11 protein-coding genes are annotated in these 13,455 nt (G+C 67.0%); 9 read left to right on the plus strand and 2 right to left on the minus strand.

Annotation, left to right across the window (positions count from 1 at the left end):
• Window positions 1–78 precede the first annotated feature (78 nt).
• From ACYQ3G_RS11880 to ylqF, 6 genes are all read left to right on the plus strand, one after another.
• The gene (locus ACYQ3G_RS11880) at window positions 79–645 is read left to right on the plus strand and encodes a UbiX family flavin prenyltransferase (protein ID WP_459826032.1); all 567 of its coding nucleotides are present in this window, start codon (window positions 79–81) and stop codon (window positions 643–645) included.
• A gap of 44 nt (window positions 646–689) precedes the next feature.
• Entirely contained in the window at window positions 690–1,340 is a 651-nt protein-coding gene (locus ACYQ3G_RS11885) for a site-2 protease family protein (RefSeq protein ID WP_459826033.1), read from the plus strand.
• Window positions 1,341–1,351: 11 nt separating this feature from the next.
• Window positions 1,352–2,365: a tryptophan--tRNA ligase gene (locus ACYQ3G_RS11890; RefSeq protein ID WP_459826034.1), complete on the plus strand. Its 1,014-nt coding sequence runs from the start codon at window positions 1,352–1,354 to the stop codon at window positions 2,363–2,365.
• Between the two features lie 68 nt (window positions 2,366–2,433).
• Window positions 2,434–3,090 carry a hypothetical protein gene (locus tag ACYQ3G_RS11895; protein WP_459826035.1) on the plus strand — a complete coding sequence of 219 codons (657 nt, stop codon included), beginning with the start codon at window positions 2,434–2,436 and terminating at the stop codon, window positions 3,088–3,090.
• Window positions 3,091–3,322: 232 nt separating this feature from the next.
• The gene (locus tag ACYQ3G_RS11900; protein WP_459826036.1) at window positions 3,323–5,404 is read left to right on the plus strand and encodes a M3 family metallopeptidase; all 2,082 of its coding nucleotides are present in this window, start codon (window positions 3,323–3,325) and stop codon (window positions 5,402–5,404) included.
• A 1-nt stretch (window position 5,405) separates the two neighbouring features.
• On the plus strand, window positions 5,406–6,245 hold the full coding sequence (gene ylqF, locus ACYQ3G_RS11905; RefSeq protein WP_459826037.1) for a ribosome biogenesis GTPase YlqF: 840 nt from the start codon (window positions 5,406–5,408) through the stop codon (window positions 6,243–6,245).
• Between the two features lie 184 nt (window positions 6,246–6,429).
• On the opposite strand, the gene ACYQ3G_RS11910 is transcribed toward ylqF, so the two are convergent.
• Window positions 6,430–7,839, minus strand: a complete 1,410-nt coding sequence (locus ACYQ3G_RS11910; protein ID WP_459826038.1) for a mannose-1-phosphate guanylyltransferase/mannose-6-phosphate isomerase — start codon at window positions 7,837–7,839, stop codon at window positions 6,430–6,432.
• Between the two features lie 247 nt (window positions 7,840–8,086).
• Between ACYQ3G_RS11910 and ACYQ3G_RS11915 the strand changes: the two genes are divergently transcribed.
• Together ACYQ3G_RS11915 and ACYQ3G_RS11920 are read left to right on the plus strand one after the other, a co-directional pair.
• Window positions 8,087–8,920 carry a rhodanese-like domain-containing protein gene (locus tag ACYQ3G_RS11915; RefSeq protein WP_459826039.1) on the plus strand — a complete coding sequence of 278 codons (834 nt, stop codon included), beginning with the start codon at window positions 8,087–8,089 and terminating at the stop codon, window positions 8,918–8,920.
• Window positions 8,913–9,827 carry a DUF362 domain-containing protein gene (locus tag ACYQ3G_RS11920; RefSeq protein WP_459826040.1) on the plus strand — a complete coding sequence of 305 codons (915 nt, stop codon included), beginning with the start codon at window positions 8,913–8,915 and terminating at the stop codon, window positions 9,825–9,827. The genes ACYQ3G_RS11915 and ACYQ3G_RS11920 overlap by 8 nt, the downstream gene beginning before the upstream one ends.
• A gap of 29 nt (window positions 9,828–9,856) precedes the next feature.
• Here the strand turns inward: ACYQ3G_RS11920 and ACYQ3G_RS11925 are convergent, their stop codons facing one another.
• Entirely contained in the window at window positions 9,857–10,954 is a 1,098-nt protein-coding gene (locus ACYQ3G_RS11925) for a PAS domain-containing sensor histidine kinase (RefSeq protein ID WP_459826041.1), read from the minus strand.
• A 192-nt stretch (window positions 10,955–11,146) separates the two neighbouring features.
• Between ACYQ3G_RS11925 and hypF the strand changes: the two genes are divergently transcribed.
• On the plus strand, window positions 11,147–13,444 hold the full coding sequence (gene hypF / locus ACYQ3G_RS11930) for a carbamoyltransferase HypF (protein WP_459826042.1): 2,298 nt from the start codon (window positions 11,147–11,149) through the stop codon (window positions 13,442–13,444).
• Window positions 13,445–13,455: the final 11 nt, after the last annotated feature.

The raw sequence follows: 13,455 nt of genomic DNA on the forward strand, positions 1-13,455 counted from the left end.
TGCAGACGGCCCGGGCTTGTCAAGCTTTCTGCTCTGGGATAGCCCGATTGTCCGCAAACTGAATCACGAGGAGAGGTCATGAGCAGCACCCGACGCATCGTCCTGGCCGTTACCGGGGCCAGCGGCATGGAGTATGCCCGCAGTCTGGCCCGCGCCCTGCGCAGTGCGCCGGGGGTGGAACTGCACGGGATCGTGTCCGATGCCGCCAGGCAGGTGTTCCGGCACGAACTGGGCGCGGACCCGGCCGAACTGGACGCGTTCTTCCATGTCATCCACGAGCCCGAAAACATCGCCGCAGGCCCGGCCAGCGGGTCCTGGGAGCATTCGGGCATGGTCGTGTGCCCCTGCTCCATGGCCAGCCTGGCCGCCATCGCCACGGGCGTGGGCACGAACCTCATCCACCGCGCCGCCGACGTGGCCCTGAAGGAGCGCCGCCCCCTGGTCCTCGTGCCGCGCGAGACGCCCCTGAACGACATCCACCTCGAAAACATGCTCCGCGCGCGCCGGGCAGGGGCCGTGATCATGCCGCCGTGTCCGGGCTTCTACCACCGGCCGCAGTCCGTGGAAGAATTGGTGGCCCAGTTCACGGGCCGGGTCATGGAGCAGCTCTCCATCCCCCACGACCTCTACGCCCGCTGGCGCTGAAAGGAGTTGCCCGCCGGGGCGCTTGATGATAGCCGATGCAGTCTATGTTCGACATAAGCCAGACCCTGCACCATTTCTCGATCATCGCCCTGCCCTTTTTCCTCGGCATCACCTGCCACGAATTCGCGCACGGGTACGTGTCCTATCTCATGGGCGACCCCACGGCCAAGCTGGCCGGGCGCCTGACCCTGAACCCGCTCAAGCACCTCGACCCGGTGGGCACCCTGGTCCTGGTCCTGACCCAGCTCATCGGCTGGGCCAAACCCGTGCCCATCAACCCGAACTACTACAAGGACTACCGCAAGGGCATGCTCTACGTGTCCCTGGCCGGGCCCATGGCCAACTTCGCGGTCATGGTCTTCTTTGTTCTGGTGCTCAAGATCCTCCTGGCCTTTGCCCAGGGACCTTCGGCCCAGTCCGCCGAATACGTGCTGCGGCCCATGATCAACATCGCCGTGGCCGGCGTCTTCATCAACGCCATCCTCGGCACCTTCAACCTGCTGCCCATCCCGCCCCTGGACGGGAGCAAGATCCTGGCCAGCCTGCTGCCGGGTCATCTGGCCATGAAGTTCATGCAGCTCGAGCGCTACGGCTTCATCATCCTGCTTCTGCTGGCCATCACCGGCGGACTGGGCATGATCTTGTCCCCCGTCTCGGCCTTCGTGCAAAATATGATCATCAAACCAATGCTTTAAGGTTTTCACCGATGAAGAAACTGACCGTCCTGACCGGAATCACCACCTCCGGCACGCCCCATCTCGGCAACTACGTCGGCGCCATCCGACCGTGCATCGAGGCCAGCCGCGACGAAAACGTCAACTCCTACTACTTTCTGGCCGACTTCCACTCCCTGATCAAATGCCAGGACCCCGAGCGCGTGCACCAGTCGCGCCTGGAAGTGGCCGCCACCTGGCTGGCCCTGGGCCTGGACACGGACAAGAGCACCTTCTACTGCCAGTCCGACATCCCGGAGATCCCGGAGCTGACCTGGATACTGACCTGCATGACGGCCAAGGGCCTCATGAACCGCGCCCACGCCTACAAGGCCGCTGTCCAGGAGAACGAGGAGAACGGCAGCCCCGACCCGGACAAGGGCGTGACCATGGGGCTTTACTGCTACCCCATCCTCATGGCCGCCGACATCCTGATGTTCAACGCCAACATCGTGCCCGTGGGCAAGGACCAGATCCAGCACCTGGAGATGACCCGCGACATCGCCCAGCGCTTCAACCACCATTTCGGCGAGCACTTCGTCCTGCCCGAGGCCCGCGTGGACGAGTCCACGGCCGTGCTGACGGGCCTCGACGGCCGCAAGATGAGCAAGAGCTACGACAACTACATCCCGCTCTTCGCCCCGGAGAAGACCTTGCGCAAGCTGATCATGAAGATCGTGACCAACTCGCAGGCCCCCGAGGAACCCAAGGAGACCGAGGGCTGCGCCCTGTTCGACATGTACCGCGCCTTCGCCACCCCGGCCCAGGTCGAGGAGATGCGCGCCAAGTTCGCCGCCGGCATCGGCTGGGGATACGTCAAGCAGGATCTCTTCGAGGTGGTCAACGAGCAGCTGGCCGAGCCGCGGGAGAAATACGCCGAGCTCATGCAGAACCCGGACTACATCGAAAAGGTGCTGAAGGAAGGCGCCGAGAAGGCCCGGGCCTACAGCCGCCCCTTCCTGGAGCGCATCCGCAAGTCCGTGGGCATCCGCACCCTGACGGCCTGAAACCGGGGCTGGTCTTCGGAACGGCCTTTGTATAGAAGCATTCTTATTTGTTCGTGACGGAGGATATGATGGGAGCCGCCAAGAAAGTCGTGCAACTGGAGCGCAAGGCCAAGAAGCCCACGCTGACCGAGGTCGTCAAGGAATCAAAGTCTGCCGAAAAACCCGCCAAGGTGACGTCCTACGAGGATTTCGCCGGCCTGGCCCGGGAGTTGACCAGGGAAAAATCCATGACCCATGACGAAGTGGAGGAACTGCTCCAGGCCAAGGCCGAGCCGGTCGTTCTGGAGTCAACCGACACCTCCGCCGGGCATGACGCGCATGTCTCGGCCGGCGAGCCCGCGGCAGCCCCCGAAACCCCACGCAAGGACATGAGCAAGGCGGCGCTTTTCGCCTCCCTGGTGGCCGTAATCCTGCTTCTGGGCTTCTATTTCAATCTGAACCAGAACATCAAGAGCCTCACGGCCCAGGTCCAGGATCTGGCCTCCATCAAGACCTCCGTCGCCACCCTCGACACCAAGGTCGGCACCATGGAATCCAAGGTGGCGGACCTCGAAACCCTGCCCGCCAAGACCCGCGCCGCGCTCATGAGCAGCATCCTGGACGAGATGAGCCAGAAGACCTCCTACATGTCCGGCCAGCTCCAGTCCCCGGAGCAGCAGGACAAGCTGATGAAGGCCAAGGAGCTCATCCAGCAGGTGCAGACCGAACTGAACGCCCAGAACTAGGCGGACGTCCGGCGCGCTCCGCCCCGCGGGACGCGCGGAACCTGCGGCGCCCCGCACCACGAGTTCGCGCCGTCAAAATGACCTTTGAACGATCAGGGGCCCGGGCAACCGGGCCTCTCGCTTTCCGGGCCGACGGGGCAGGCCGGAAACGGATGGCCGATGCGCCTTGTCCGCCCCTCCCCTTTTCTGTAGACCGGAACACGTCACAAACTTCCCTATGCCAAGGACCATCATGCCCGAGCACAACCCCATCCTGAACTGGGAGATTTTCCCGGACTTCCCCGCCATCACCGCCGACCATGTCGTTCCCGCCATCCAGGAGGCCGTGGCCCGCAGCACCGCGGACCTGGAAATTCTGGAGGCTTCGCGCCCTGCCACCTGGCACGGACTCCTCGTGCCCCTCGAACGGCTCTCGGACCGCGTTTCCAGGGCCTGGGGACTGGCCACGCACCTGCACAACGTCAGGAACTCCCCGGCCATGCGCCAGGCCTACGCCGAGGCCCAGCCCCTGGTGGTGGAATTTTCCAGCCGCCTGGGTCAGAGCCGTCCCGTGTACGAAGGCCTCACGGCCCTGCTGCAAAGCCCCGAATATCAGACTTTCAGCCAGGCACTGCAACGCACCATCACCCTCCTGGCCCGCGACGCGGCGCTTCAGGGTGTGGGCCTCGAAGCCGAGGCCCGCGAGCGGTTCAACGCCATCAGCCAGGAACTGGCCGAGCTGTCCACCCGCTTCACCAACAACGTCCTCGACGCCACGCAGGCCTACGCCCTCGTCCTGACCAGCCCGGACGACGTGGCGGGCCTGCCCGTGGACTCCCTGAGCCTGGCCGCGGGCAAGGCCAGGGCTCGCGGCCACGAAGGCGCCACGGCCGAAGCCGGCCCATGGGCCGTGACCCTGGACCTGCCGTCCTTCCTGTCCTTCATGCAGCATGCCTCGCGCCGCGACCTGCGCGAGGAGGTCTACCGGGCCTACATCACTCGGGCATCCGCCGGCGAGAACGACAACCTGCCGCTCATCCTGCGCATCCTCGCCCTGCGCCGGGAGCAGGCCGGGATGCTCGGTTTCGGGAATTTCGCGGCCATGAGCCTGGCCCGCAAGATGGCCCCGGACACGGCGGGCATCGAGGCCCTCCTGCACACCATCCGCGACGCGGCCACGGACCCGGGTCTGGGCGACCTCATCGAACTGGGCGATCTGGCCCGCGAGCGCGGCCAGCACGAGGAAATCCAGCCCTGGGACGTCATGTTCTGGACCGAGCGCCTCAAGGAGGAACGCTTCGGGCTGCGCGACGACCTTGTCCGCCCCTACTTCCCCCTGCCGGCGGTCCTGACGGGTCTGTTCGAGCGCATCGGCGAGCTCTTCGACGTCCGCATCGAGGCGGCCGACGGAGTGCCTGTCTGGCATCCCGACGCGACGTTTTACCGCGTCCTCGACGAACGGGGCCTCGAAATCGCGGGGCTGTACCTCGACCCCTACGCCCGGCCCGAGGAAAAGCGGGGCGGGGCCTGGATGGACGAGCTGTGCGGCCGCAGCACCGTCTGCGCGGCATCGGGACGAGATATCCGCCTGCCCGTGGCCTACGTGAACTGCAACCAGCGCCCCGGCCTGGACGGAGCCCCCTCGCTGATGAGCTTCCAGGAGGTGACGACCCTTTTCCACGAGTTCGGGCACGCCCTGCAGCACATGCTGACCACGGTCCGGCACGGCTTCGTGGCCGGCATCTCCAACGTCGAGTGGGACGCCGTGGAGTTGGCCAGTCAGTTCATGGAGAACTGGTGCTACCACCGCCCAACCCTGGCCGGACTGGCGCGGCACTACCTGACCGGCGAACCCATGCCCGAGGACATGGCGGACAAGCTGCTCGGCGCCCGCACCTTCCGCGCCGGCTCCAACGCCCTGCGCCAGGTCTCCTTCGCCCTGACGGACCTGGCCCTGCACACGGCCGACCCCGAGGGCCTCGACCCGCTGGCCGTCGCCCAGACCATCGCCCAGGACATCCTGCCTCTGCCGCCCCTGCCCGAGGACCGTTTCCTGTGCTCCTTCTCGCACATCTTCTCCGGCGGGTACGCCGCGGGCTACTACAGCTACAAGTGGGCCGAGGTGCTGAGCGCCGACGCCTTCGGGGCCTTCGAGGAAGCCGGGCTGGACGATCCGAACGCGCGCAGGGCCCTGGGCCGCCGCTTCCGCGACACGGTCCTGGCCCTGGGCGGCAGCCGCCACCCCATGGACGTCTTCCGACTCTTCCGCGGCCGCGAACCCGACCCGCAGGCCCTGCTGCGCCAGGAAGGCCTGCTGCCCGGCGGGAGGAGCTGACATGTCCGTCCAATGGTTCCCGGGCCACATGCACCGGGCCCGCAAGCAGATTGCGCTCGTCATGGCCAAGGTCGACGTGGTCATCGAGGTTCTGGACGCCCGCCTGCCGGGCTACAGCGAAAACCCCCTGCTGCGCGAACTGCGCGGCGGCCGCCCCTGCCTCAAGGTCCTGAACAAGAGCGATCTGGCCGACCCGGCCGTGACCGAGGCCTGGAAGGAGTTCTACCGCACGCAGGGGGCCGTGCCCATGGAGATCGTCGGCACCTCGGCCAAGGACGCGAGGCGCATCCTGGCCGTGCTGCCCGGCATGGTCCCGCCGCGCAATTTCGTCATGCAGCCCGTGAACTGCCTCATCGTCGGCATCCCCAACGTCGGGAAGTCGACCCTCATGAACGCCCTCGTCGGCCGCCGGGTGGCCCGCGCCGCCAACCAGGCGGCCATCACCACCAAGCAGAAGCGCGTGCACATCGGCGACGAGCTGACCATCTACGACACCCCCGGCGTGCTCTGGCCCAAGATCGAGAACGAAGAGGCCTCCTACATGCTGGCCGCCAGCGGCGCCGTGCGCGAGACGGCCATGGACAACGCCGAGGTGGCCGCCCGCGCGGGCGTCTACCTGTTGCGCGAATACCCGGAACTGCTGCAGGCGCGCTACAAGCTGACGGAACTGCCCGCCGGGGGGCTCGAACTGCTGGAAGCCGTGGGCCGCAAGCGCGGCTGCCTGGTCAAGGGCGGCGAGGTGGATCAGGACAAGGCCGCCGGCATCCTGCTGAACGAACTGCGGGCGGGGCAGATAGGGCGCATCAGCCTGCAGAGGCCGCCCCGTGGAAAAACGGCCTGAGCCTGCCGACAAAAATCCCCGGCTGCCTTTGGGCAGCCGGGGATTTTTTTGGAGGGGGCCGGGTGGACGAGATGGACTTGATGGACCGGATGGACGATATGGACAGGGGCTGTAGGATCAGCGCCCCATCACCCCCGCCTATCCCCGCCAAAGTCCATTTCGTCCATAAGGTCCATCCCGTCCATCACCGTCCGTAAACATCCTCAAACCGCACTATGTCGTCCTCGCCCAGGTAGCTGCCCACCTGCACCTCTATCAGTTCCAGCGGGATCTTGCCAGGATTGGCCAGGCGGTGCACGGCGCCAAGGGGCAGGTAGACCGATTCGTTTTCTCGCAGCAGGATTTCCTCGTCGTTCCGCGTCACGACGGCCGTGCCCTGGACCACGACCCAGTGCTCGGCCCGGTGAAAATGCTTCTGCAGGGACAGGACGTGCCCCGGCGAAACCGTGATGCGCTTGACCTGATAGCGCGCGCCGTCGCCGATGGACTCGTAGTGCCCCCAGGGGCGGAAGACCTTCTTGTGGGCCACGGCCTCGATGCGGTTCTCGGCCTTGAGCTTGTCCACGATCTTCTTGACCTCCTGCACCCGGTCCCGCGGCGAGATGAGCACGGCGTCGGCGGTCTCGACCACGATGTGGTTGCGCAGCCCCACGGCCGCCAGCAGGCGCGTCTCGGCGTGCAGGTACGAGTCGTGGACGTCGCAGGTCACCACGTCGCCACGGATCACGTTGCCGCTCTCGTCCTTGCTCCCAGCCTGCCACAGGGCCTCCCACGAACCCAGGTCGTTCCAGCCGCACGACAGGGGCACCATGGCGCCCTTGTCCGTCTGCTCCATGACGGCGTAGTCCACGGAGTCCTCGGGACAGGCCTCGAAGGGGGCCCGGTCCAGACGCAGGAAGTCCAGATCCTGTCCGGCCTTGGCCAGGGATTCGCGGCAGGCCTGGACGATGGCGGGGGCGAAACGCTCCAGTTCCGCCAGGACCGTGTCGGCACGGAAAAGAAACATACCGGAATTCCAGAAATATTCGCCCGTGGCCACATAGCTCTCGGCCGTGGGCAGGTCGGGCTTCTCCACGAAACGCTCGATGGCCCGGGCCGTGCCCTCTTCCAGGGGGCTGCCCTGCAGGATGTAGCCGTAGCCGGTCTCCGGGGCCGTGGGCACGATGCCGAAGGTGACCAGATGCCCCTTGGCCGCATGGGCCGCGGCCTCATTCACGGCGGCGTGGAAGCGGGCCGGCTCGGCGATGAGGTGGTCGGCCGGCAGGATGAGGAGCACCCCGTCCGGGTCCTTCTCCAGGGCGCGCAGGGCGGCCACGGCCACGGCCGGGGCGGTGTTGCGGCCCGCGGGTTCGAGGATGATGGCGTCCGGGGTCGCGCCCATGGCCCGCATCTGCTCGGCGATGATGAAGCGGTGGTCCTCGTTGCAGATGATGAGTGGATCGGCCAGGTCGTTCAGCCCGTGCAGCCGCGACAGGGTGTTCTGGACCAGCGTGCTGCTGTCCACCAGGGCCAGGAGCTGTTTGGGATAGAGCTTGCGCGACAGGGGCCAGAGCCTGGTGCCGGAACCGCCGGCCAGTATGACGGGTATGATCATGCGATACTCCGGGAAGACGTGACGGAAGCGCGCCGGGCAGAAGCCGGACGCGGTCGCGGGCGGGACCGCGACGCAAACGGCAACCATCTATCCCAGATCATGAGAAAATCAAACCACATTTCGCCGCACCCGATGCGCCCGATGCCGTCCGGCCCCGCCGGGAGCCGGCCCGCAGGCTACTGGATTTATGCAAATCTTTGCCGTATGGGGAGGGCTTCGATCAACCTTGGCCACATACGAGGCGGCAATGAGCAGGAACGTGATCAATATCTTCCCGGACGAGTTGGAGGAATTCCGCACCAAAACCAGGGAACGCAACTACCTGCTCATCGACGTGCGGCAACCCCGCGAGTACGCGGAAGGGCACATTCCCGGCGCCCAGCTCATCCCCCTACCCGAGATCGAGAACCGCATCGGCGAACTGGGCAGCGAGCAGAACCTCATCCTCTACTGCCGCACTGGCGGCAGGTCCGCCGTGGCCGCGGCCCTGATCAAGGACATCGGGCCGCGACAGGGCATGATTTACAACCTCGTGGGCGGAATCGCCGGCTGGGAAGGCAAGGAGCTCAAGGACATCCCGCACCTCGAGCTTTTCCCGCGGGATATGCCGCTGGCCCAGACGCTCTACCGCGCCATGAACATGGAAAAGGGCGCCTGGCTCTTCTACCGGGACCTCGCCCAGGAATACGCCGGCACGGAACTCGGCGACATGCTCAAGGACCTGGGCGGCATGGAGGAAGTACACGCCAAGAGCATCTTCACCTACTGGTCCAAACACCGTAAGGCCCCTGCCCCGGAGTCCTTCGAAGCGCTCTTCGAGCGTCTCGACGGCAAGATCATGGAGGGCGGCAAACCCATCTCGGCCTGGATGGCCCGCCTGGGGAAAAACCCTGACGACCGCAAGCTGCGTCTGCTGGAACTGGCCTGCGAGATCGAATACTACGCCTACGATCTCTACCGCGGTCTGGCCACGCGCGACGCCGACCCCGAGGCCGCCACGACCTACATGCTCCTGGCCGAACAGGAGAAGGCCCACGTGCGGGTCATTTCCAAGGCCCTGAACCAGGCCTTCGGTGCCTGACGTCCTCATGGAGCGGGCCCGGGACTACTCCCTGGCCCCCGAAACCGTCTCCCTTCTCCTGGCTCGGCTCCTGCCGGACATCTCCGGCATCCGCGTGCTGATCAAGCCCAATTTCGTGGCTCTGAAGGGCGCCCCCCTGTGCTGCACCCACGCCTCGGTCATCGCCGCGGCGGCCCGGCACTGCGTGGAATGCGGCGCGCGCGTCACCGTCGGGGACTCCCCGGCCTTCGGCACGGCCCAGGCCGTCGCCTCAGCCATCGGTCTGCCGGAAATGCTGCGCCCCCTGGGCGTGCCCGTCGTCACCCTCGGCCGCGGCGTGAAGGTGACGAGCGGCTCCGTGCGCGTGCCGGTCTCGGCCGACGCACTGGAGGCGGACCTCATCCTGAACCTGCCCAAGTTCAAGGCCCATTCGCAGATGCGCTACAGCGGCGCGGTCAAGAACCTGTTCGGATGCGTCACGGGCGTGAGCAAGGCCTGGCTGCACGCCGTGCACGGGGACAAGGGCGGGCGGTTCGCGGACATGATCTGCGGGCTCATGGATGTCCTGCCGCCCGTGGTCAGCCTCATGGACGGCGTGGAGGCCATGCACCGCACGGGCCCCATCGCCGGCGACCCGTTCCCCCTGGGGCTCCTCGCCGCCAGCGCGAACCCCGTGGCCCTGGACACGGCCGGCGCCCTGGTGCTCGGGGCGCCGCCAGAGTTCTTTCCGGTCTGGAGGGCCTGCGAACGTGCGGGGCTGGCCGGGGCAAGGACCGATGAACTGAATTTTTCGCGACTGTGTCCGGGAGATTTCGACGCTGCGGGCTTTGAACTTCCGCAAAACCTCAAGCCGGAGTCCTTCCGGCCCGATGTTCTGCTGAAGAGCCTCATCCGCCGCGCATGGCTGTCGCGCCGCGGCGGTTCCTGAGGACTTGAGGCCGATCCGGCGCGGACCCGTCAGGCCTGCTGCAGGTCTTGCCCCTGGGGGATGCGCAGATGGAAGGTCGTGCCGGTCTCGCCCGTTTCGAACCAGACCCGGCCCTGCAGGTAGTTCGCGCAGAGCAGGTGCACGCTGTAGACGCCCAGGCCCCGCCCCTGCCCCTTGGTGGAGAAGGAGCGGCGGAAGAGATGGCGCTGCACGTCTTGGGGCATGGCACCGGGGTTGTGGACGCAGACATGAAAGACGTCCGGCCCGACGCCGGCCCGCATGCGCACCGTCCCGCCTTCGGGCGTGGCCTCCAGGGCGTTCTTGAGCAGGTTCATGCACATGCGGTGCACGATGGTGCGGTCGGAAATGACTTCGTCGGCCGTGGTCTCCATCTCGACCACGATGTCCTTGCCCCTGCCCAGGGCGTGCTGGGTGTGGATGTTGGCCAGTCCCTGCAGGAGCTGGCCCAGGGAAAAGCGCTCCAGGCTCAGCCGCAGTTCGTTGTTCTCGGCGGCCAGAAGCTTCTGCTGGGCGGATATCTCATCCACGCAGAGGTCGAAATAGGGCAGGATGGTGTCCAGGAGTTCCCGGTTGTCCCCGGTCATGTCCGCGCGCAGGAAATGGAGGATGCCCTTGACCGCGCCCACGGTGTTCAGGATGTCGTGCAGGAAGACCTGCTCCAGGGAGCGGCAGCGCTTCTCGTGGGTCCAATCCTGCAGGGACACGGCCACGAAGGGCTGGCCGTCCAGGGACACGGGGATGGCCCTGACCTTGAATTCCCGGGCCTGCAGCTGATCCTGCGACATGAGGGTCAGGGAGCATTCCGTTTCGGCCGCGATCCCGTCCAGGCCGGAGCGGATGCCCAGCAGCGCGCCGCACTCCCCGCACAGGGAACCGGCGCCGCAACCGGCCTCGCAGGCGTTGGCGCAGTGCAGGAAGTCCCCGGGCCGCAGACCCCAGAGCTCGTCGAGGCGAGCCGCGCCGACGAGGTCGAGCACGGCCTTGGAGCAGTGGACGAGCCTGCGCTCGGCATCGAGGACGATGATCAGGGCGTGGGACTCGTCGAGGATATGTGCCAGATGCCCGGCGCGCATGAACCGCCCATGCAGGTCGGCGTAATTGTGCATAATCGGGTTTTCCTTGTCGGGGAAACGACTTGGAGGATTTTTCGGGGCTCACTTTCATACGGACACGGTCCGGAAAGGTCAATGTTGCGGTCGCCGCGGCCTTGAGGCTATGAACCAGGCTTCCCGCTCGGCCAGGGACAGCCGCCATGCGCGGCCGCCCGACGAGCGCATCACGCAGACATCGGATACCCAATGCCCATAGAACGCTGGAAATGGATCATCACCGGAGGGGTGCAGGGGGTCGGATTCCGGCCCTTCGTCTACAAGTCCGCCCTGGAAGCCCGCGTCAGCGGCCTGGTGCTGAACACGCCCGAAGGGGTGCTCATCGAGGTGCAGGGGACCAGGGACAGGCTCGACGCCTTCGAGGCCCGCTTCAACGCGAACGTCCCGCCCCTGGCCCGCATCGTGACCTGGGAGCGCGAGTCCGTCGCCCCCCACCCCGACGAGGAAGGTTTCAGCATCCTCAAGAGCACCGGCGGCGCAGGCCACCAGGTGCTCATCAGCCCCGACGTGGCCACCTGCGACGACTGCATCGCGGACCTGCGCAACCCGGCGAACCGCCGCCACCGCTACGCCTTCACCAACTGCACCAACTGCGGGCCGCGCTACACCATCACCCGCTCCATCCCCTACGACCGCGCCACCACGTCCATGGCCTGCTTCCCCCTGTGCCCGGACTGCCTGGCGGAATACGAGAACCCCCTGGACCGCCGCTTCCACGCCCAGCCCAACGCCTGCCCCGTGTGCGGCCCCAGGTTGTGGCTGACGGACCGGGAAGGCCGGACCATGTCCGAGAACGACGCGGCCATCCGCGGCGTGACGGAACTGCTCCAGGCGGGCCGCATCGCGGCCATGAAGGGCCTGGGCGGCTTCCACCTGGCCTGCGACGCCCGCAACCGGGAGGCCGTGGCCCTGCTGCGGGAGCGCAAGAACCGCAGGGACAAGCCCCTGGCGATCATGGTCCGCGACCTGGAAGCCGCCCGCGCCGTGTGCGAGCTTTCGGAATGCGAGACGCGCCTCCTCACGGGCCGGGAGCGTCCCATCGTCCTGGCCAGGCGCCGCAAGGGAGCCGGGCTCGCGCCGGGGCTGTCGCCGGACACGGACTACCTGGGCGTCATGCTGCCCTACACGCCCCTGCACCACGTGCTCTTCGACGAACTGTCCTCCTTGGCCGCTCCGGCGGCCCTGGTCATGACCTCGGGCAACATGAGCTCCGAACCCATCTGCCTGGGCAACCGCGAGGCCCTGCGCAGGCTCGGGACCATCGCCGACGCCTTCCTCCTGCACGACCGCGACATCCTCATCCGCTGCGACGACTCCGTGGTCCGCGCCGTGGGCGACGCGCCCCAGTTCATCCGTCGGGCGCGCGGCTTCACCCCGGCGCCCGTTGACCTGGCCCAGGACGGACCCGTCGTGCTCGGCACCGGCCCCCTGCTCAAGAACACCCTCTGCCTGACCAAGGGCAGGCAGGCCTTCGTCTCGCAGCACATCGGCGACCTCGAGAACCTCGAAGCCTACGGTTTTTTCCAGGAGATCGCCGCCCACCTGGCCGACATCCTGCAAGTCCGGCCCACGGCCGTGGTCCACGACCTGCACCCGGACTTCATGAGCACAGAATTCGCCCGCACCTCGGGCCTGCCCTGCCTGCCCCTGCAGCACCACTACGCCCACATCCACGCGGTCCTGGCCGAAAACCGCCACGTCGGCCCGGCCATCGGCCTGGCCCTGGACGGCACGGGCCTGGGCGACGACGGGACCGTCTGGGGCGGCGAGGCGCTGCTGGTGGACACGCGCGAACTGCGGCACATGCGCCTGGGGCGCTTCTCCCAGGTCATGCTGCCCGGCGGCGACGCCGCGGCCCGCGAGCCGTGGCGGCTGGCCCGGGCCTTCCTGCACGCCCTCGGCATCGAGGCCGACGGCGGAAAACCGTGGCCGTGGCTGGCGGAGCACGTCGCGGCCGACAGGGTCGTGGCCCAGATGCTCGACCGCCGTCTGAACTCCCCCCTGTCCTCCAGCTGCGGGCGCCTCTTCGACGCCGTCGCCGCCATGCTCGGCGTCTGCGACCGCATCTCCTACGAAGGACAGGCCGCAATCCGGCTCGAAGCCATACAAGACAAAAGCGAAAAAGACGGATATACGTGCCCCATCATCGAACATGACGGCCTCGTGGAACTCGATACACTGAAGCTCTTCGCCCAGGTCCATGCGCAGTGGCGCGACGGCGAGCCTTCGGCCAGAATCAGCAGACGTTTCCACCTCGGGCTCATGGACGGTCTTGCCGGGCTTTGCGTCCGCCTGGCCGGGCAGTGCGGCTGCTCCACAGTGGCCTTGAGCGGCGGGGTCATGCAGAACCTGACGCTGGCCGCCGCCCTTCCCGGACTGCTCGAACGGGAAGGCCTCACGGTGCTCACGCACCAGGCTCTGCCACCCAACGACGCATGCATCTCACTCGGCCAGGCCGCCTACGGAAGATTGGCGCTGCAACAATAACAGGAGCGGAC

The sequence above is a fragment of the Desulfomicrobium salsuginis genome, assembly GCF_054657795.1.